We start from the raw sequence: 20,322 nt of genomic DNA on the forward strand, positions 1-20,322 counted from the left end.
CACCTCTTGAGGTGCTCGCTCCGATTATTGGTTACGTAACATATAATCCATGGTCATGCCAGCTTCTGCATGGCCCGGAACATTACAGGCAAACTCAACATGGGATTTCCCCATAAAATGCCAGGTCAGCTCCCCTTGTTTTCCCGCCCCTAAACTCAATACGCTGCCGTCATTGTGTTCCATGTTGGGCATGCTGCGCATCATTTCACGATGCTTTAACTGCTCTTGTTTACTGCCAATAGCAAACTCATGTGGCATTGTGCCTTTGTTGGTCACAATAAAGCGAACGGTATCACCTTGCTTGATCTTCAACGGTTGATCAAACCTCAACTTCATCTCATCCGTTAATGTCACGTTAACCGTCTGAATGGCTTGCGCAGTTTTCGCCGGCATGCCGACTTCCGACATGACATGCCCCATTTCGCCGTGCCCCATATCAGAGTGGCCCATATCGCCGTGGCTCATGCTTTTATGATCATGGCCACTGTTGTCTGCCAAGGCTGGAACTGCTGACAAGGCTATTGCTAACGCCAGGGTGTTCAGTAATTTCATATTTACTTCCTCTCATAACACGGAGAGCTCGTTATTCAGCTCGAATTATCCCGATTGGTATCATGCTTTTTTCAGCTTCATTGTCGTAATACAAGTTCGGCTGCTGTTGGTGGTGGTTAAACGCTCTGTTGACATCAATCCCTGATAAGAGAAGGACACATCAAATGCTTTATTGCGGGGCAGCCAAAGATCGATAAAACCGTCATTTTGGGTGCGAACCATCCCATCTGTTACCGTCTCACCGGTCTCAACATCTTTGACCGTCATCATCATTGACACGTTCTTCAGCTCTCCGGTACAGCCCGTCGGTACATGGTTAGTGCACGGGTGAGTAAATGTCATCCAAGGGGCGATAGAGAGAAAAAAAACGTCACCCAATGGCACCTCGGCAGCAGGTTGATTGGCAAACTTGGCCATGATTGTCGTCGGCGTAATGATAACTTTGGTATCTTTGCCTTCACTTCGCCACGCCTGGCTCTGTTTAACGGCTTCTTGCGGTGTTAAGGAAGAAAAGTATTCCGAATCTGTCTGGGCAAACACTATTGATGAAGCCAGCAATGCACTTACTGCCAGTCCTGCTTTAATGATGTTTTTTTTCATAACTTGCTCCTTATTTCAGCCTTGTCGCCACAACATGGCGACTGGATTTTTTTCATTTAAAATCAATTAGTAAATATCATCTATTTCAATTTATAGCTGGTTTCTTTCCACAGCTTGAAGACCGCCGGCAAAACAACCAGTGTCAATAAAAGGGCAGAGACCATGCCACCGATCATCGGGGCCGCAATACGTTGCATCACTTCCGAGCCGGTACCTGAGCCATACATGATAGGAACAAGGCCGACAATGACGGTAATTACTGTCATCAGCACAGGTCGCACACGCAGGCCTGCTCCTTCTTTAATCGCTTCAGTCAAATCATTGGCCGTGACTTGCTGATCTTTCTCTTTTACATCCAGCAGTTTGTAATGCCAGGCCTGGTTGAGGTAAACCAACATGATGACCCCAATCTCCACCGCTACACCGGAAAGGGCAATAAAGCCGACACCGACCGCTATCGAGAAGTTAAAACCAAGTACATGCATCAACCAGAGTCCGCCCACCAATGCGAGTGGTAAGGTTGCCATAATAATCAGCACTTCACCGACACGACGGAAGCTGAGATAGAGCAGCATCATGATGATGGCAAGAGTCGCCGGCGTTACCACACGGAGACGCTCTTTCGCCCGTTCCATATATTCATACTGACCGGACCAGACCAGCGAGTAGCCGGCAGGCATGGCTAATTGCTCCGCCACGACCTGCTGGGCATCTTGCACATAGGAGCCAAGATCACGGCCATCAATGTCGACAAATACCCAGCCGTTCGGGCGCGCGTTTTCGGTCTTGATCATTGGCGGACCGTCTTCAAAGCGGATATCCGCTACATCGGCCAGCGCAATACGGGCACCATTCGGCGTCACCAATGGCAGATTATTCAACTTGTCCAGCGAGTCACGGTAAGCTTGCGGGTAGCGTACATTGATTGGGTAACGCTCAAGCCCTTCAATTGTTTCCCCCACATTCATGCCACCGATAGCAGTGCTGATCACTTGCTGAATATCTTTGATATTCAATCCGTAACGCGCCGCTTGCCGGCGCTTAATATCAATGGTGACATAACGCCCGCCGGCAACCCGTTCAGCATAGACGGAAGCCGTCCCTTCAATGCCGTTTAGGATCGGTTCCAGCCGCGCACCAATAGCTTCAATCTGTTTAAGATCAGGACCGGCAATCTTGATCCCTATCGGTGTTTTGATCCCTGTCGCCAACATGTCAATCCGGGTTTTAATCGGCATTACCCACGCATTAGTGATGCCGGGGAACTGAATTAAGCTGTCGAGCTCTTGGCGCAGGCCTTCCGACGTCATTCCTTCACGCCATTCACTCTTCGGCTTTAACTGGATAAAGGTTTCAATCATGGTAAGCGGCGCCGGATCGGTCGCAGTTTCAGCGCGGCCAATTTTGCCCCAGGCGGTTTCCACTTCCGGTACGGTTTTGATCAGTTTGTTGGTTTGCTGAAGCAGCTCACGCGCCTTACCAATCGAAATACCCGGGAATGTCGTTGGCATGTACATTAAATCGCCTTCATCGAGAGGCGGAATAAATTCACTTCCCATTTTTTGCAGCGGATAATAGGCAGAGCCCAGCAATACCGCAGCCAATAGCAACACGGTTTTGGGATAACGCATGCTGGTATTGAGCAAGGGACGGTACAAGGCAACCAGGCTGCGGTTTATCGGATTTTTATGTTCCGGCAGGATCTTCCCGCGAATAAAGTACCCCATCAACACGGGTACCAGGGTAATAGAAAGACCAGCCGATGCTGCCATGGCAAAGGTTTTAGTGAAGGCCAGCGGCGAGAACATCTTGCCTTCCTGTCCCTCCAGGGCAAACACGGGCACAAAGCTCAATGTAATGATCATCAGCGAGAAGAACAGCGGTGCCCCGACTTCTTCAGTCGCTTTTGCTATCACTTGCCAGCGGTTTTTGTCGGTCAGCGGAGTACGTTCAATATGCTTGTGAACATTTTCAATCATCACGATGGCACCATCCACCATGGCCCCGATAGCGATAGCAATCCCGCCCAGAGACATGATATTGGCATTAATACCTTGCGAGTGCATCACGATGAATGCGACTAAAATACCGACAGGAAGACTGAGTACCACCACCAGTGACGAGCGGAAGTGGAACAAGAACAAGGCACACACGATGGCGACCACAATGAACTCTTCCAGCAGTTTTTCATACAGGTTTTCCACGGCATGATCAATCAAGCCAGAACGATCATAGGTCGGGACAATTTCCACCCCTTCAGGCAGACTTCGCTGCAGGTCTTCCAGTTTGGATTTTACGTTCTGGATGACATCCCGCGCATTTTCACCAAAGCGCATCACCACGACCGCACCGACTGCTTCGCCCTCGCCATTGAGCTCAGAGATCCCGCGACGCATCTGAGGCCCTAAGTTAATATCGGCAATATCCCCCAAGAGTAACGGTGTGCCTCTTTCCGTCACTCTTAACGGTATAGATTGTAAGTCTTCAATGCTTGAAAGGTAGCCGGTCGCCCGGACCATATGTTCGGCTTCAGCCACTTCAATAACCGATGCGCCTGCTTCCTGGTTGCCATTTTGGATGGCACTATTGACTTGCTGCAATGTAAGATCGTAGGCGCGTAGTTTGGCCGGATCAATTTGCACCTGATACTGCTTCACCATTCCGCCGACGGTGGCAATTTCAGAGACGCCCTCAACCGTTTGCAGCTCATATTTCAAGAACCAGTCTTGCAGGCTGCGCAGCTCACTGAGATCGTGCTGGCCGGTTTTATCCTGCAGCACATAGCTATATATCCAGCCCACCCCCGTCGCATCCGGCCCTAACGTCGGCTTGGCATTGGCCGGAAGGTTAGGTGCGACCTGGCTTAGGTACTCCAGTACCCGTGAACGCGCCCAGTACATATCAGTATCATCATTAAAAATGATGTATACGTATGAATCGCCGAAGAAAGAATAACCGCGCACGGTTTCAGCACCCGGTACTGCCAGCATTGCCGTCGTCAAAGGATAGGTCACCTGATCCTCGACCACTTGCGGTGCTTGGCCCGGATAGCTGGTTTTAATGATCACCTGCACATCAGAAAGATCCGGCAGGGCATCAATCGGGGTCTGACGAACACTGTACAATCCTGCTGCCACCAGGAAAACCGTGGCGACAAGCACCAGGAACCGGTTCCCGATCGACCAGCGAATAATGGCACCTATCATTTGTTATCCTCCGCTGAAGGCATATCCATTACGCCGTGGTTCATCTGACTGTGATCCATCTCGCCCTCAGGCCGAATCTCAGAAATGACATAGTCGCCAGCTTCCGTCTTCTCGATCAGAAATCGGATAGACTCCCCCCCAATCAATTGCGATAAGTCATCCCCCTCTTTGACCGTAAAGTTCATCTGCATTGCCGGCCAGTCCCACTCAGGGATCGGTGAGTGTTGAATGGTTAACATTCTGTGGTCTGCCATCACATCGGTGATCGTTCCTGTTGCCCAGGCCGTACTGGCAGCAGCGGCTGTGACGCTCTTTTCCAGCCCTTCCATGCGGCTGAAATCGGCGCTCTGACTGGACTCTGAATCAAGCAGGAAGTGTGCTGAGGTGACGACTTTGTCGTTCTCACTCAGTCCCTCAAGAACTTCAATCTGTCCGGCCGCTTCACGCCCGGTGACAATACGGGTTGAGCGGAACTTGCCTTCACCTAACGCCAATACCACGCGGGTCATGTTGCCTGAGCGGATCACAGCTTGTTGCGGAATAACCCGTGACAGTTCGTCACTTTTCGGTATCAGGGTGATGTTGGCGAACATGTTTGGCTTAAGATCACCGCTCTGGTTGTCAAACTTCAACCGCACACGCAAGGTACGGGTTTTGGCGTCCAATACCGGGTAGACATAATCAACATTTCCTTGCAAAACCTTGCCGGGCAACGCATCAAGCGTCATCTCTGCTGCTGCCCCCTGTTTTACCCAGTGCGATTGTCTTTCAAAAACTTCAGCATCCACCCAGACTTCACTGAGCGATCCGCCGCTGATCACCGCCTGAGCAGGTGATAAATACGCACCATCTCGTACATTCAGGGTTGCAATCACCCCATCAGAAGGGGCTTTAACGGCGATATTGCGCTTTGCTTTGCCACTACGGAGGATCTGGTTAATCTGTGCTGAATCCACTCCGAGTGAAATCAGGCGTTCTTTGGCCCCTTTGACCAGTACGGCTTTGCCCATGCGCTTAGCATTCAGCAGCTCTTCCTGGGCACGCACCAGATCCGGCGAATAAAGTTCGAAAAGTACCTCGCCTTTCTTCACCTTCTCACCGATAGCATCAATATTTAACTTTTGGATCCAGCCGCTTACCCGGCTGTTGATTTGCCATAAACGGCTTTCATCAAAGGCGACATAACCGACCGTCTCAATTTGCGGCGATAACGTTTGCTGTCGTACCGGGGCAACTTTCACGCCTAAATTATTTTCGACCGCAGGGTTGATGGTGACAGTACCTGCTGGATCTTTTTCCCCGCCCGCCGATTCTTCTTCATAAACAGGAATTAAATCCATTCCCATTGGTGATTTTCCGGGTTTGTCACGCTTATAATTCGGGTCCATCGGCGCGACCCAGTACAGCGGATCATTGGAAGATGACGCACTCTGCCCCTCGGTATGTAAAGCCTCATTAATGGGTTGATACGCGAAGTATCCCAGAGCGCCACCGATAGCCAGGGCCAATACAGCCACAGAAAGTGATTTCATTATTATATTCCTTACTTTTTATTCAGCAGAAAAGCGAGATTGCTGTTAGTCAGCTGTAAATCGGCTTTTAATCGCTCTTGTTCCAATGCCAGATTTAACTCTTCGCTCGCGGCTCGAATATATTCATCCAGATTGCTGGTATTATTTTGATAACCACGTTCTACCGCCTGGGTTCGCTCTTTGGCTCGTTTTAGCAGCGTATGGCTATAACGATTCAACCGTTCCTGAAGGTTGTGATGATTCACCAGTAAGGCATCGACTTTGGCGTTCATCTGCTGGAGCAGCAGATCGCGTTGAGATTTTGCTGCCCCGACCAGGTGTTGCGCTGAGGACAACTTTTTATCCTGACGTTTCTCCGTAAACAGCGGGATATCCATGGTTAAGAAAAAACTCACCAGATCAGATGCCGGCTGGCCATTCATGCCATTGGCCTGGCGATAGCCATACATCATTTCCACCCCAAATTGAGGCTTATAAGATTCATGAGCAATATCAACCTGGGTTTCACTACTCGCAACCAGATAATCAACCATCTTGACGGTTGGGTGCCTTAAAAGGGCGTTATAATGACTCTGCGGTTTGGTCGCTAAGTATTCCGTCAGGCTCTTCCAGCCGGGGTAACGGTTAACTTTCATATCCAACGCCCTGTCACCCAGCCACTCGGTAAGCTGAGCACGGATACGTTGTTGCAGCTGCTGGTTGGCCTGCAGCTTTTCATCAAGTACAGAAACCTGAAGCTGTGCCTTGATAAGATCTTGCGCCTGATTGACCCCCACCCCGTAATTGGTACCTAGATAGTGCTCAAGATCAGAAAACAAAACGCGGTTTTGCTCTAATGTCTGCTGGGCTTTGCGCTGATAAAAAAGCTCAATCCACAACACGGTGATCGCATTGGCAACTTCCAGTTCACGTAAGCTGGCCTTTTGGCGCATACTGTCGGCCTGCTCAGTACTTTGTTTTAACTGTAGTTCTAAGGCGTCACCCCGGCCGAATTTCTGCATCAGGCCCACAGAGATGTTGGTCATCGGATCTTTATCGAAACTGAAACTATCAACGGGCACCCCCCCTACCCCGACTTTTAGCTGAGGATCCTGCCATTGGGAATTGGCGACGCCCATATCTTGCATTGCATCGGCCTGATATGTGATTTGTCTTTTGCCTGCGTCTTGCTCAATGGCATAGGCAATCAGGTCGTTTAGCTCAGTTTCAGCAAAAGCCGGTTTGATCAATATCGCAGCCAGGCTAACGGCCAATAAGCGGCACGAAATTTTTGAACGCATAATTCAATCCATTACATGAAGTAATTGCTAACAAATAACCAATCCACTTTGGGTGCTGTCGTGCAGCTGTATTACTGACTCGATAAAGACAGTTATGCCAAGATGTTAAGTGGCAGATACAGATATAAGCAACCGGTGCAATTGGTCGAAATAATTGGATTAGAGTTATGCGATTGGGGGACGGAACAGTGATTCGATACGCTGACGCCGCTCAAAAAGACCGCTAAGGGCAGCTTGGGGGGGATTAAACGATAAGGGGATCGTAAAAGCTGATGGCGGTAAATACCCCATAACGCTCATACATAACGGCTGACTGCAGCATTGATCAAATGCACTGTTATCAGTGTCAGAACCACAATCCACCGGCATCTGGCTGGCCTGTGCAAGTTCGTTATTTTCTGAGTGGTGCTTTTGACCATGGCAGTCCATGTCAGCCATAGAGGCATTTTCGTGAGTCATCTGACTCATAGAAGCAGAAGAGACGTGTACCATGCCAGATGAGAAACGCGCAGCCACGACTGCATTTGATAACAGAGCAGCTATCAAAAACAATATCAAAGCAACCAAATTGTATCGGGAGCCTGTGTGAGCCATCTTTCTTCATCCAAGTGAGTACACTGAAACTATAAAGCTTCCAGCAGGGGTAAGGTCAATAAGTTTTCATATACTTTTCAGCTTAGTCGCATTAAGTGAACACTTTTAAACTATGGCTACAATTCTAAAATCTGCAAAACCACCACTCTTCTGCTGATTCAACTACAAGCCCTCCCAGCCAGCATATAGGCATGACTTATATTCATTTCGGCATATTAATAGCAAGCGAAGTTGTTAAATCAAACCAGTTCTTGCTCAATCAACCCCTTCCCTTCTATTGATGAAATGGTATCAAGCAGGTGTTGCGACAACTTGGCTTTTTCATTCTTTTTAAAGTCAAACATCACCACTTCAGCACAACCGATCGTTGTAGTTCTGCCGAGCTTCTTGCTGACAATTTCATAAGTCATCGTAAACCTGTCTGCTTTAATCTTAGAGATGCGAGAACCAACGTATAAAGTATCAGGGAAGGTAACGGGCAGCTTGTAACGACAGGTGGTTTCACTCAATATCGGCCCCACTCCTGTTTGCTTCATTTCTGCCATCAAAGCAACTTTATTGAAATAATCGATCCTGGCGGTTTCAAAATAGCGAAAGTAAACGACGTTATTAACATGATTCAGGGCGTCCATCTCCCCCCAGGCAACAGGAATTTCGGTGATCACCGGATAATCTTTCAGCATGTCGTCCATATTTGCTCCCGTCGCTTTTTTTTAAGTAAAATTGCTATGCTTGATATGCATTAGAGTAATTAACCTAGCTCCAACTTAACACTTTTGCAACAGGCCTGTTTTCATTGTAACCCAGCTTTCTTGGAATTCAGCACTTCACCGCAGCCAATTACTCGCAACCTGTAGCACGCAAACATTGTTATTGAAGAGCTTGCAAACAACGAATGCTTAAGTATTAAACAGTTATGAAAGCGGCGTGTGAATTTTCATCGATAAATCTTGCGAAGCCACGTTTTATAAGGGCTCAGCCTGTTTTTTAGGGTATCCTTGCCGTCCCTTTATTTTGCTTGGCGGCATCGCTGACAAGCTAATGTGCATTGCGCTCATCGACACAGATACTCTTTTATGCTTTACAACCAGAATTTACCCGTAAGATACCCGAAAGGGACGTTCGCGATGTGGACGGTTTACAGCTTCACCGGCGCGTCTATTCTCGCGTCCATTGTCTTCTCTTTGCTTCTCTTCCTGTCAATTGATGATGATCCGCTGATGCAGGTGCTGTTCGGTGGCCTCGCGGTGATTTTTGAGCTGGGTAAGTTTTTTGCCTGGTATGAAGTCGGCGAACGTAAAGCCCGTCGCCATTACGCCGGCGCATTCTCTGCCTTTGCTTTTTATGCGGTATTGGCCGCCATCTCGATTGGCGGCTCTGTCGGTGGCATAAATAGCGCCACGAACAAGGCTCAGAACCACGTTAATGTTCAGCAGAGTAAGGTAAACACCTACAACATGCAGATCGATGCCATCGAGAAGCAAATTGAACTCAATAATGTTGCCGCCGAGAAATATATTCAGATGGAACGTATCGCCACCGGGGTGACACGTATTCAAAAAGCCAATGATAAGTTACGCCTGCAGCAGCAAGAGTTGGCCACAGAGCGCGATAGTTTGCCCGTCGTCAGCCAGGGCTCGGTGCTAGGCCTGATCGACAGTCTGGCGAAGTCGCTGAATATTCAGACCCAGACTGCTCAGCTGGGCCTGGTGGTCTTTCTATCGGTACTGCTTGATTTTTTCGCGGCCTTTTTTGTTGGACTTATTGGTGAAGAGCTGCGTTTTCGGAATCAATTTCGTCGCCTGAATCCGATCACGATTGACGCCTACAATCGTGCAGAACATCGCGATCCTGAGTTGCTGACCCACCAGATAAACCGTTCGGAATTTGGCACCAGCGAGATTGATGATCCTGTTATCGCTGAAGCACAGGAGCCCGAAGAGCCTAAAAGCATCTATGAGCAAGCAATTGAGGCGCTTAGCCAGAATCAGGTAAACTGCAGTAAACGCGCGATGACTCGCTTTTTGAAAACAAACAGTGAGGAAGTCGACGAGATTTTCAAAAAGCTACTGGATGAAGGCTTTGTCAGTAAAAAACCCAATAACCATTATCAATGGCATGGCGTGGCAGAATGCTAATTCCCTCCTGATTCATCGCTAGCAGGTTCATACCTTACGCATAGAAGTACAGTAAAACACCGAACGTGAATACGTTCGGTGTTTTTTTCTTAATACCCTCTGAATTCAATTCATTGGTATTAAAAATATTCTGAAATGAAATCAGTGCTCCAATCGTCATCAGGTCGGGGTAATTTCAGTACCAACCAATTTTTTATTCGTTTCATCATTATTGTTGTTAACCTTTGGTTGCCAAAATGCTGACTGACTATAGTCAACAGGTTCGTTACACTCATCCTCTTAACCTTTGCGCGATTTCAGCGATAATTCAGAGAGCCTCACAGTGACTAAAAATCCCGACAAGAGTAAAAACTTTAATATCACGCTATTTTAATGTCTCTTTTACAGAAATAACCTTAAGCGGAAAAATCTACTATCAATATGTTATAAGTGAAATTATTATGCCTAGTGTTTCATTGCTTTTATTACCGTTGAAAAATATGCTGTTCTATTAATTAGAAATACTGAACTTAATTTTAAATATAAATCTTTTCAGTCTCAAAAAGTTATCTTACTAATTTGTTATATTTCTCATTTTTGAGAATGTTTTTATCGCTCATTTTTTAACAAAGCTATTTGACTAAGTGTAGTTTTTGGCCATTATGTGCTGTGCCAAAGAGGAACGTCGGCATTTCAGAGCAAATAAGAACAACAGCAGCGGAGAGACATCACAAACAAATAAAAGCAGTTAAAACCATTTAAAATCAACACAATAAGCTCCAGATTTATTCTTTAGTATTAACGCTAGATCCTAGATGTCCAGTTATTAACTCAACTTGGCTAAGAAATAATAAAGACAATATCCAGAGCGATAAATTGCCTATATTGGCCGACAAAAACGATATATATAAACAATTACCTCACTGCATGACGGAGTTGTTTCTATTTGTCATTGGATAACGGAGATTTAGCCATATTTTTCACGACTTAATGGATATAGCATAACGATAAACTAAACGATTGAACGGTTTTATAATCTACCGCTAACTCTCTGAATTAAAAATAATGCTATCAAAACAACAGTTCATTAAAGGTTATGCCTTTAAGGTGTTTTGGTGCGCAATGAGTATCTAATTTTATAAAATAACAGGAAAACATAATGAAAATAGCATTAGCGATATTACTCGCCTTTGCTGCTGTTCCGGCTAGTGCCAGTGACTTTCGCGTGACAATCCCGCTGGCAAGTAAACATTTTTTCTGCGCAAATGACCAATGCGTTAAACTGAATGAGTCAAACCTTGGCATTGGCGCTGAATATGCCGGGTACGGCGTTATAAGCTTCAAGAACAGTTACAGTCGCCAAAGTATTGCTGTATACAAGGCCTTCGAGTACGACGTGAACCCATACTTGGGTTTCGGCATTCGCTTAGGTGGTGCGACCGGATATAAAGAAGAGTCAGGCATGGATGTTGTTCCATTAGCCCAACCCTATCTGAAAGTGTTACCCATGACCCAGTTCAGCTTAAACTTAGGAATAGTACCTGTCGGTTTAATCGATGCCAAAAATTACAACGCTGTCGTTACTCTGGACTCGCAAATTAGATTCTAAGATCAGTGGTTATACCCAAACCAGTTCAAGATGCTGTTTGGGTATAGACTTAATGGAAGCACTTACGGATCAGTCGCATCCAAAACACCACGACGGATCTGATCTAACTCAATAGATTCAAACAGAGCCTGGAAGTTACCTTCGCCAAAGCCCTGGTTACCTTTACGCTGGATAATTTCGAAGAAAACCGGACCAATCACAGTATCAGTAAAAATCTGCAGCAAAATGCCCGTATCGTCACCATCTATGAGGATCTTCAACTCATTGAGCTTCTCTACATCCTCTTCATGGCCTTGTACGCGCTGATTGATCCCTTCGTAATAGGTATCAGGCGTATCCATAAATCGCAACCCGCCTTCTTTAAGCTTTCTCACCGTGCTGTAGATATCCCGGGTACTCAGGGCGATATGCTGAATCCCTTCCCCATTGTATTTATTAAGGTACTCGGCAATTTGTGATTTATCATCATGGGATTCATTAATTGGGATACGGATTTTTCCGCAAGGGGCTGTCATCGCCCGCGATAACAATCCGGTCACCTTTCCCTTGATATCGAAGTGGCGAATTTCATGAAAATTGGCAATTTTTTCATAGAAGTTTGACCATAAATCCATGTTGCCACGCTGAACATTGTGCGTGAGATGATCGATAACTTCTAACCCGGCATCTAAATCAGCTAATTTATGCTTATAGTCAGGATAATAATCAAAATCGATCTCGTAGATATCGTGCTCGCCAAAGCGATCAACCAGATAAATTAACGATTCGCCGATACCATAAATTGCGGGAATATTCAGCTCCATCGGGCCTGCCTGCGGTGCACACGCTGTTGCCCCCCCTTTAACGGCATAAGCCAGTGCCTGGCTCGAGTCTGCCACGCGAAATGCCATCGCATTCACACTCGCACCGTGAAGACAGGCGAACCCTTCTGCCTGGCAATGTGTTTCACCATTAACGATAAAATTAATATCACCCTGCCGGTACAGCCAAACAGCTTTATGTTTGTGTTTCGCAATTTCAGCAAAACCCATTAATCGAAACAGGCTTTTCAAATTCGCGATCCCCTTAGAGGTTGGCGCGGTATATTCAACAAACTCAAAGCCATCCGTTCCCATTGGATTAAAGCGTGGGTTTTTCATCTCTTTTTCCTCAATTCGTGACTACTAATAGAACTAGCACTAATGAGTAATAGATGAGAAGTTCAAGACGAAAGCGATGTAACAAAAATGTAAGTAGCATTTGTAAAGCATGCTTGCCAATGGGGATCAACTGCCATTCTTATCCCGATAGATAACTTGGGTATTGAATTCCTGCCGAATTAATCAAATTCTGGGTCAACTGGTACTAGATTTAATAGTAAGGAGGAAACAATGAACGTCACAAAAAGAGATAAGCTAAAATTTCCAAAACGAAAAAAAGACAAGATTAATCTTGATGCGAAAACAGACATTTATCTTCCTACCTATTCTTTCCTGATCACCGAATTTCACTACGCTCGCCAGCATGAAGCCGGATTATTGAGGGATGATGATGATGAATTCTTACATCAATACCGAGTTTCCCTGCGTCGCAGTCGGGCTATTATCAGCCTGCTGAACGGGCTTTTTCAGCCAGAGCAGAGCGAGATGCTGGCGATTACATTAAAAAGGATGATGCAAAAAACCAATCTGCTACGTGATTTAGATGTCTATCTTCATAAGATGGATGACTACTATGGCTGGCTGGAACACAAGCATCATCAGGGGCTAGCACGCTTTTTTGACGACATGCAAAACAAGCGGAGCAAGGCTTTTAAGGAGTTAAAACAATGGATGAAAACAGACAATTACAAACAGCAGTGCAAACAAGTCAACGAACTTATTGAAAGGCTCTCCCAAGCCCCTACCGAAGCGGGACAAATATGCTGCCAGCAATTTGGTCCAAAGGTTATTTGGAAGCGCGCTCAGAAAGTACTGATGCTCAGCCGGGCAATAAGTACTGACAGCCCGGATAGCAAATTTCACCAGCTGCGCATTGAGTGTAAAAAACTGAGATACCTGCTCGAATTTTTCTTGCCACTGTTTCCGGCCAAGCAGGTAAAAAAACAAATCACGACCTTAAAGCAGTTACAGGATCTGCTTGGTGAGTTTAATGATTCATCGATACAACAGCTGTTTTTAGCCGGTTATCTGGCCACAAGAAAACCGAACAGCCATCCGTACCTGGCCGTTGAACGATTACTAGCCATTACTGAAAAGCAACAAATTACGGCAAAAAATCAGATTATTCAGCAGCTCATCGATTTTGCCGATCAGCAAAACATTGACAGCTATCAATCCTTATACCGATGAGCGCCATACCATGCGTTGGTTAACGCTTGAGCTGTCGTACAAGATCGGCTTCCAGTGATTCCGGCTTCTTCGTTGGAGCATAACGCTTTAACGGCTTGCCATCCCGGCCGATCAGAAACTTGGTAAAGTTCCACTTCACATTTTTCCCAAGTGTGCCTGGCAAAGCCTGGGTCAGATACTTAAAAATCTCATGGCTGTCATGGCCATTCACATCCACCTTTTCGAACATGGGAAATTCGACACCATAATTAATCTGACACATTTCTGCTATTTGTTGATTCTCGCCCGGCTCTTGCCCGCCAAATTGATTGCACGGGAAACCTAAAACCACTAATCCCTGATCTTTATACTTGGCATACAGATCTTGCAGCCCTTGATATTGCGGCGTCAGACCACACTCACTGGCGGTATTGACCACCAGCACCACCTTACCGGCGAAATCGCTCATCGATACGTTTTCACCACGAATGTTATTGGCGGAAAGTTCATAAAAACTTGTCATCATGCATCTCCTATTAGGCTCTTGAGCATAGGGCGAATAGTTACAATATGGCCCCGGTTAGCTATCCATTCCATCTGGCGTAACACTAGCTTAATACAATGTTATTCAAGTTAATGTTATACACTGAAAAGTTATCATTTTCAGACCTAAGTAGAATATTTGCTCTACCTCTGCAATTATCTCACTCGATGACGACAAATATTCATATCTATATATCCAAGTAACCTCAATACAGAATCAACGGTCAACAATAATATTAATTACACAAGGTACAGCTTACCTCATCATTATTTGCCTTTTTCTCATCATCAACACACGCTAAGCGAATTGTCGACGGTGCCAGGCCATACATTTCTTTGCATGTTCGGCTGAAGTGGGCGCTATCTGAAAATCCGGTTCGGTTGGCAATGTCGGTCAGCGATGTTTTACTTGCGACCCCTTTTATTGCGTCCTGTAACCGTTTCCACAATAAATAACGTCGAAAATTAGTGCCGACCTTTGATTTAAACAGATGTAAAAATCGACCTTCTGACAAGCACACCAATTCTGCGACATCCCGTGAAGAGATCTTTTTTATTTCAAGTCTATCCAGCAACAACGTTGTCTTATATATTCGGTTATCAGGCTTACAATAACACTCATCACTGCTGGCCAGAATATTGGCTATCTGAGCAATCGCAAGTGGAGCACGGTCGGCTAATGCCCGCGTAAGCAAGGGGATCAGCCGATCTGTTTGATGTAAGTTCAGTGTTTTGTATGGTGCCGATTCTACCAAATGTTGCAATCTATGCGCCTCTGGATGAAAAAGGTCAATCAGTAGCGTCAGGCAGCACTGATTATCCGTATGCAAACGATGGGAATAGTTTGATGTAATAATAAGGCCATGAGCATAAATGCTGCCATCTTCAGTATCAAGCTGCAATGCCTGACTATGCATTGATAACGATAACTGCAAACAAATGTGTTTGTGCCATTCGTTGGTTAAATTATGGCTGGCGATAAGGGAAATACCCTCATCATGGTAAATATCCAGTACCATTTTTTTTTCTTTATCTGAGGACGTTCCCTCTGCTGCCATCACCGTTATCCTCATCCAGCCATGGATACGCCTGCCAACCGGGCGAAGCTGCCTTCGCTGACGGTTTACAGAACAGTCCATGATGCTCTATCCCAAACCATAATTGAAACGATAGCGCTATCATATAACTCAGCCCTAACAATATGAAAATGATTGTATAGAGGAAATTACAGCAATGGCTGATAATAAATAAATTATCAGTCGTTTTGGAAAATACTTCCCAATATTTATATGGGTAAATAATATTTAACGGTGATTTTTAGATGGTTATCATCATCGAGCAATAACAAGCCGGTATCTTGCGGAGTTGCCTCTGTTCCATAACCCAATACGTTCAGCTGCAACTTTTCAGTTAATCGTGTTGTGAACTCCAGCTTGGCCTGCTGAGTGTGGTATTTCCAGTCATAGGCTAACAATAATTTCAGCTCACTGCTGGCGGTATTATTGGCGCTCAAGCGCATACCAACAGCCAGATCGTTCTGCCACCATCCGGGAGTATACGCATCTCGGCTGTCATAATAGTTTTCAGCAATAAGACCGAGATCCCAACGGCTTGAAAAAACGCCCGTCAACGTATATTCGGCTCCCGCAGCCAGTACCTGATAGTCGTCTTTCTGTTCATAGCCCAGCATTGCTTCCGTTTTCCACAGCCAGTTGCCAGAAGCATAACTGACATCTGCCGCAATATAATGCGTCAAGGGGTAAAAAGGAAAGTAACGTCCATTCTCTTGCTTAACCAGAGGCGAGCGTCGGATGCCACTGAATGCCGCCAGCCCGACATCGGACTCGCCGACCAAGCCATACCAACGCAGTGCTAAATCCAGCCTTTTGCTTTCCTTCGATGATTCATATTGCGAATCACCCTCGACTGAAAAAGGATAATTAGGACGAGAGGGGGGATCTAAAAACTCCCTCTCCCTAAACCCGGGCAGGGCAATGAACGTCAGTTCTCCTTCATCTGTCAGTTGGCTCACCGTTACCGCTGGCATTCCGAGACGATCATACTTTTCAAGCCCGGTTCGCATATCCCATTGGTTAAGCTCATTAACTGGGTTCGCCGTTTCCAGACTTCCCCAGAAAAACTGTTGAAAACCAATATTAAAGGTCAGTGTCTCCCCATAATAACGCCAGAGGAACTGACGTAAATCACCATGCCAGTTCGAACCATCTTCAGGCTGATATTGAATTAATGGCTGAAACACCCATTCGCTATTGTCGTAGAACAGAAATACCTCAGCTTCTGCGGCAACAGCCGGGTAACTTTGCTGTTCCGTTGGAACCGCTGAGTTTTCAAACCAACGTTCAGAAGCCAACAGCGTGTATTGTCCTTGTAGCTCGGGGGTCGCAGATGCGTCGTTAATCCCCGTGTTTGCTATCCCTGTCACCAACATAGCAAGTAGGATTCGTTTCACTTTCACTGCCTCCGGTTACGTTTTAACTGGGCTGGGTGAAAGAGCTTATCGTCAAGCTGTTGATTAAGTTTGAACTGGTTGTAAATCAATTCTGTCGACTGCTGGGTCTGATGATTGACCATAGATATCGTCATCGGATACCAATATTGTTGTTCAAAGAGCTTAAAGTCTTTATTTCGCTGTGTTTTTAGCAGACTATTTTTGCGGTCATAGTATTCAATTTTAAGTATCCGCAACGCTTCCTTGCCATACCATACCTGCTGGCTTTTATATCCGGTATACAGATCATTAGGAGTCCTTTCAACAACATAGGCAGCTTGCCCATCCAGGTTTTCTTCTCGCAGGAAACGATAATCGTATTTATTAACTTCAACTGATGACAGATCTTCATAGGCGAATTCACTTCCCATGAATGGGCCTGATTTATTCTTAGAAGCAATGCGCTTTACCCGTTTAAGTACAGGTAAATACAACCAGCGCTCGTCATCTTTGGCTCGGTGGGTGTAATTGAGCAAGCTTGTGCCTTTAAGATCTCCGGGCGTGAGAAAGGTAATGAGTACCTTGTCACCATCATCTTTCTGCTCAAGGGTATCAATGATCATTTCGCGCTGCGATGTATCTCCTGCAGCATTGCGTAGAATCATCGTGACATTGGCACTATGATCATTAAAACCATCTTTATTAAGCTCTGCACGCGCTGCAATGCGATATCCATCCAAGGGGAGTTCGGCTGCAATAAGAGGAAAACATTTAAACGTTCCCCCAAGCACAAGCGAGAATAATGAAACCTTGATTATTGATTTAGCGTAACTCATAACGAACCTCCTGTTGCGTGTTGAGAAACTGGTGAACGACGAAGAAACATTTTATCAAGCCAGATAAGCAACGCCGGAAGCAACAATAAATCCGCGACAACGGCCAGCACTATCGTCAGTGCGGTCAACAGCCCCATCGCCGCATTCTTATCAAAACTTGAGAACGATAGCATTAGAAATCCCAAAGTAAGAACCAGTGAACTGATGATCATGGCAGGGCCAATGGCGACCATGGTTTTTTTTACTGCCAATTCAATAGCACACTGCTGTCTATAACGCCGAAAATGATGAAGAAAATGAACCGTATCATCCACTACAATCCCAATAACCATCGAGCTCACGCTAGCCAGCCCCATTGAAATCTCACCGCTGAATAGTCCCCAGGCCCCAAACGCCAGCATCACCGGTAACAGATTAGGAATTGCACTGAAGATCCCGAAAAATAAGGAGCGAAAGATGGCTATCAGCAATAGTGAGATCAGTACCAGTGCCAGTAATCCCCCTTCAATCAGACTTTGGGTATTTTTCACCCCAATATGGGAGAACATCAATGTTGGTGATGAGTATTGGAGTGACACGGATGGATCCCTATTACTGCTTTGCCAAAAAGCCAACGCCCGGGTTTCAAACGCTTTCATACCAATGCTGTCAAGATTCATCAAGCGTGCTGTAATACGGGTTGCAGACTTATCCATATTGATACGATCATTGAGTGACTTACCAAAAGGCAAAGACATCTCGTACAACAAAATGTACTGGGCCGTTTCTTGCTGGCTGTCTGGTAATAAGTATTGATCCGGATCGCCCTGATGCATGTTCTGACGTATATCTTTCAGAACATCGGTGATCGTAACAACCGCTGTAACCTCAGGTTGCTCACGTAACCATAGGCTGAATTGTTCAATCGTTTTCAGCCGGTCTGGATGTAACATGCCATTGATCTCACTGGTTTCAACCGAAAACTCCAAGCTGTAAATACCAGTTAAATTGTCATTAATAAAGTCTGTTTGCTGACGGAATGGTACAGAATGGTCAAAGTAGTCGACAAAATCATCATTAGGAACATTGCTAAAAGCAAACAGCGAAAGGCCGATGGTGACGGGCAATCCGAATAAGAGTATTTTTCGGTAGTGTCGGCTGACAGCATTACCCAGCCAAGACATCATCACTTCCACGGTTTGCGGTGCCGAATTACTGATCATTGGTAAGTGGAGTAACAGGCACGGAATAACGGACAATGTTAACACCCATGAGAAAAACACCCCTAATGCCACCATGTTACCTAAATCTCTGAATGGTGGTGAGTCACTGAAATTCATCGACAAAAAACCAATAATTGTCGTCAAATTAGTTAGCGTAATAGGGGCCAGGGTTTTCTTTAGCGCATGTTGCAAGCGCAACAGCGGTTCACCCTGCTGACGCTGAATCGCCGCCAGCAGATGAACAGAAGAAGCCACGCTGATCGTCGCCAGAATTATGGGGACAGATACTGTAGGAGCAGACAGAGCCATACCAAGGTGTGCTGACATTCCCAATGCCGCCGCAATCGATAGTGACATCACCGTAGTGAGGCTTAGCATCGCAAGCCAGCTACGCAGCAACAGACTCGCCGCGATGATAATGCCCAGTAACATCACTGGGATGAGAGAGATAAAATCTGCTTTCGCCGCCTCAAAAAAGGCATTGTTAAGCATCACGGTTCCGGTGCTGTAGAGACGGTACTCAGGCCAATCCAGCTTCGCTTCCGCAACCAGTTTTTTGATACCCGCTGCAACCTGCAACGTCTCTTCCTTTGGATTATTACCAGGCAATTGAACGGTTAAATTTAGTGCCGAGAAATGCCCCTGTCGATCCACAAGCTGATCCGTTAGCTGGATCTCTTGCGTCACAAACGCTTTGAGCTCTGCCACCAAGCTGGGGTTGATCTGATCAGCTTGCTGTAACAATTCTTCTATATAAAGATCATCCCCATCAACTTGCGTGCGTGGAAAATTTGGCAAGCTATCAACCCGGGTAACGAAAGGCAGTAGCCAAGCCTGATCCGTTAACCACAATTGTAATGCCAAGCCTTGCTCAGACAGCGCATCTTGTCCTTCCGGCGGAATTAACATCAGCAGGACATTATCGCTGCTCAGATACTGTTGCTGAATGCTTTCATAGGTCATCAGTTCAGGGTTATCACTATCGAAGAAAATACGATAATCACTCACCATGGTGAGTTTTGTCAGCCCGCTCATCGCCATAAAGCAGATAAACAGGCTAATAAAAGTCAGCCTGCGTATATTCTTTAGAGAGGAAAGTAATCTCAGCCAGACCGTCATATGATCTCCGAAGTTAGTTGATAGGCAACAGAGAGTCCTGCTTGCCCGACACCGACAATGATATATGGCGTATGTTGGGGGGCGGGCTTTCCGGGGTGTACTTCACTGCTAGGCATGAGTCACTTCCTGCGCAATGATTTGCTGTTTTAGCGACTTGATCGTCGGATATTCAAAGCCCAGAACCGGATCCAGATCCAGCCCAAAGGCTTCTTCCAACGCACCGATCATTTCAACGCGGGTGACAGAATCAAGTCCGAGAGTGTCAAATGAAGTGTTGATATCTACAGCAAGATCATTCGCTTTAAAATACGGTGACAGGTATTCTGTTAACCAGTCAGTTATCAATTGATCCATAATTCCTTCCTTGAATAATT

General features: G+C 45.9%; 17 protein-coding genes. 3 read left to right on the plus strand and 14 right to left on the minus strand.

The genetic code is table 11. The features are described 5' to 3' along the window. Positions 1-24: 24 nt before the first annotated feature. The 7 genes from C9I89_RS03935 to C9I89_RS03965 all read right to left on the minus strand — a co-directional run bounded on the left by C9I89_RS03935 (position 25) and on the right by C9I89_RS03965 (position 8,456). Positions 25-552 (minus strand): cupredoxin domain-containing protein, encoded by a 528-nt coding sequence (locus C9I89_RS03935; protein ID WP_107282055.1) that lies wholly within the window; start codon positions 550-552, stop codon positions 25-27. Between the two features lie 60 nt (positions 553-612). Next, entirely contained in the window at positions 613-1,152 is a 540-nt protein-coding gene (locus tag C9I89_RS03940) for a CueP family metal-binding protein (protein ID WP_107282056.1), read from the minus strand. 80 nt (positions 1,153-1,232) lie between these two features. Further along, positions 1,233-4,358 (minus strand): efflux RND transporter permease subunit, encoded by a 3,126-nt coding sequence (locus tag C9I89_RS03945; RefSeq protein ID WP_107282057.1) that lies wholly within the window; start codon positions 4,356-4,358, stop codon positions 1,233-1,235. Further along, on the minus strand, positions 4,355-5,890 hold the full coding sequence (locus C9I89_RS03950; RefSeq protein ID WP_107282058.1) for an efflux RND transporter periplasmic adaptor subunit: 1,536 nt from the start codon (positions 5,888-5,890) through the stop codon (positions 4,355-4,357). Before C9I89_RS03950 ends, C9I89_RS03945 begins: the two co-directional genes overlap by 4 nt. Before the next feature lie 11 nt (positions 5,891-5,901). Further along, the gene (locus C9I89_RS03955; RefSeq protein ID WP_107282059.1) at positions 5,902-7,170 is read right to left on the minus strand and encodes a TolC family protein; all 1,269 of its coding nucleotides are present in this window, start codon (positions 7,168-7,170) and stop codon (positions 5,902-5,904) included. A 165-nt stretch (positions 7,171-7,335) separates the two neighbouring features. Then, positions 7,336-7,764, minus strand: a complete 429-nt coding sequence (locus tag C9I89_RS03960) for a CopL family metal-binding regulatory protein (RefSeq protein ID WP_107282060.1) — start codon at positions 7,762-7,764, stop codon at positions 7,336-7,338. 239 nt (positions 7,765-8,003) lie between these two features. After that, positions 8,004-8,456, minus strand: a complete 453-nt coding sequence (locus C9I89_RS03965; RefSeq protein ID WP_107282061.1) for an acyl-CoA thioesterase — start codon at positions 8,454-8,456, stop codon at positions 8,004-8,006. Between the two features lie 384 nt (positions 8,457-8,840). Here C9I89_RS03965 and C9I89_RS03970 point away from each other — a divergent pair, with 384 nt between their 5' ends. Both C9I89_RS03970 and C9I89_RS03975 read left to right on the plus strand, forming a co-directional pair. Beyond that, on the plus strand, positions 8,841-9,902 hold the full coding sequence (locus tag C9I89_RS03970) for a Preprotein translocase subunit SecY (protein ID WP_107282062.1): 1,062 nt from the start codon (positions 8,841-8,843) through the stop codon (positions 9,900-9,902). 1,138 nt (positions 9,903-11,040) lie between these two features. Then, positions 11,041-11,490: a hypothetical protein gene (locus C9I89_RS03975; RefSeq protein ID WP_107282063.1), complete on the plus strand. Its 450-nt coding sequence runs from the start codon at positions 11,041-11,043 to the stop codon at positions 11,488-11,490. 62 nt (positions 11,491-11,552) lie between these two features. On the opposite strand, the gene hppD is transcribed toward C9I89_RS03975, so the two are convergent. Next, the gene (hppD, locus tag C9I89_RS03980; protein ID WP_107282064.1) at positions 11,553-12,629 is read right to left on the minus strand and encodes a 4-hydroxyphenylpyruvate dioxygenase; all 1,077 of its coding nucleotides are present in this window, start codon (positions 12,627-12,629) and stop codon (positions 11,553-11,555) included. A 231-nt stretch (positions 12,630-12,860) separates the two neighbouring features. On the opposite strand from hppD, the gene C9I89_RS03985 reads away from it, so the two are divergent. Further along, positions 12,861-13,820, plus strand: a complete 960-nt coding sequence (locus tag C9I89_RS03985; RefSeq protein WP_107282065.1) for a CHAD domain-containing protein — start codon at positions 12,861-12,863, stop codon at positions 13,818-13,820. Positions 13,821-13,839: 19 nt separating this feature from the next. Here C9I89_RS03985 and C9I89_RS03990 read toward each other — a convergent pair whose 3' ends face one another. From C9I89_RS03990 to C9I89_RS04015, 6 genes are all read right to left on the minus strand, one after another. Then, the gene (locus C9I89_RS03990) at positions 13,840-14,325 is read right to left on the minus strand and encodes a glutathione peroxidase (protein ID WP_425440402.1); all 486 of its coding nucleotides are present in this window, start codon (positions 14,323-14,325) and stop codon (positions 13,840-13,842) included. 253 nt (positions 14,326-14,578) lie between these two features. Further along, the gene (locus tag C9I89_RS03995; RefSeq protein ID WP_107282067.1) at positions 14,579-15,481 is read right to left on the minus strand and encodes a helix-turn-helix domain-containing protein; all 903 of its coding nucleotides are present in this window, start codon (positions 15,479-15,481) and stop codon (positions 14,579-14,581) included. Positions 15,482-15,627: 146 nt separating this feature from the next. Continuing rightward, positions 15,628-16,812 (minus strand): hypothetical protein, encoded by a 1,185-nt coding sequence (locus C9I89_RS04000; RefSeq protein ID WP_107282068.1) that lies wholly within the window; start codon positions 16,810-16,812, stop codon positions 15,628-15,630. Positions 16,813-16,814: 2 nt separating this feature from the next. Then, on the minus strand, positions 16,815-17,627 hold the full coding sequence (locus C9I89_RS04005) for an outer membrane lipoprotein-sorting protein (protein ID WP_107282069.1): 813 nt from the start codon (positions 17,625-17,627) through the stop codon (positions 16,815-16,817). Beyond that, positions 17,624-19,948: an efflux RND transporter permease subunit gene (locus C9I89_RS04010; RefSeq protein WP_107282070.1), complete on the minus strand. Its 2,325-nt coding sequence runs from the start codon at positions 19,946-19,948 to the stop codon at positions 17,624-17,626. The genes C9I89_RS04005 and C9I89_RS04010 overlap by 4 nt, the downstream gene beginning before the upstream one ends. A gap of 108 nt (positions 19,949-20,056) precedes the next feature. Further along, positions 20,057-20,302 carry an acyl carrier protein gene (locus tag C9I89_RS04015; RefSeq protein WP_107282071.1) on the minus strand — a complete coding sequence of 82 codons (246 nt, stop codon included), beginning with the start codon at positions 20,300-20,302 and terminating at the stop codon, positions 20,057-20,059. Positions 20,303-20,322: the final 20 nt, after the last annotated feature.

The organism is Photobacterium lipolyticum, assembly GCF_003026475.1.
In the GTDB taxonomy this organism is placed as follows: domain Bacteria; phylum Pseudomonadota; class Gammaproteobacteria; order Enterobacterales; family Vibrionaceae; genus Photobacterium; species Photobacterium lipolyticum.

Bases quoted from the DNA above. Each gene is read 5' to 3' on its own strand.
- C9I89_RS03935 (WP_107282055.1), bottom strand. From the start codon at position 552: ATGAAATTACTGAACACCCTGGCGTTAGCAATAGCCTTGTCAGCAGTT.
- C9I89_RS03940 (WP_107282056.1), bottom strand. From the start codon at position 1,152: ATGAAAAAAAACATCATTAAAGCAGGACTGGCAGTAAGTGCATTGCTG.
- C9I89_RS03945 (WP_107282057.1), bottom strand. From the start codon at position 4,358: ATGATAGGTGCCATTATTCGCTGGTCGATCGGGAACCGGTTCCTGGTG.
- C9I89_RS03950 (WP_107282058.1), bottom strand. From the start codon at position 5,890: ATGAAATCACTTTCTGTGGCTGTATTGGCCCTGGCTATCGGTGGCGCT.
- C9I89_RS03955 (WP_107282059.1), bottom strand. From the start codon at position 7,170: ATGCGTTCAAAAATTTCGTGCCGCTTATTGGCCGTTAGCCTGGCTGCG.
- C9I89_RS03960 (WP_107282060.1), bottom strand. From the start codon at position 7,764: ATGGCTCACACAGGCTCCCGATACAATTTGGTTGCTTTGATATTGTTT.
- C9I89_RS03965 (WP_107282061.1), bottom strand. From the start codon at position 8,456: ATGGACGACATGCTGAAAGATTATCCGGTGATCACCGAAATTCCTGTT.
- C9I89_RS03970 (WP_107282062.1), top strand. From the start codon at position 8,841: ATGCTTTACAACCAGAATTTACCCGTAAGATACCCGAAAGGGACGTTC.
- C9I89_RS03975 (WP_107282063.1), top strand. From the start codon at position 11,041: ATGAAAATAGCATTAGCGATATTACTCGCCTTTGCTGCTGTTCCGGCT.
- hppD (WP_107282064.1), bottom strand. From the start codon at position 12,629: ATGAAAAACCCACGCTTTAATCCAATGGGAACGGATGGCTTTGAGTTT.
- C9I89_RS03985 (WP_107282065.1), top strand. From the start codon at position 12,861: ATGAACGTCACAAAAAGAGATAAGCTAAAATTTCCAAAACGAAAAAAA.
- C9I89_RS03990 (WP_425440402.1), bottom strand. From the start codon at position 14,325: ATGATGACAAGTTTTTATGAACTTTCCGCCAATAACATTCGTGGTGAA.
- C9I89_RS03995 (WP_107282067.1), bottom strand. From the start codon at position 15,481: ATGGACTGTTCTGTAAACCGTCAGCGAAGGCAGCTTCGCCCGGTTGGC.
- C9I89_RS04005 (WP_107282069.1), bottom strand. From the start codon at position 17,627: ATGAGTTACGCTAAATCAATAATCAAGGTTTCATTATTCTCGCTTGTG.
- C9I89_RS04010 (WP_107282070.1), bottom strand. From the start codon at position 19,948: ATGACGGTCTGGCTGAGATTACTTTCCTCTCTAAAGAATATACGCAGG.
- C9I89_RS04015 (WP_107282071.1), bottom strand. From the start codon at position 20,302: ATGGATCAATTGATAACTGACTGGTTAACAGAATACCTGTCACCGTAT.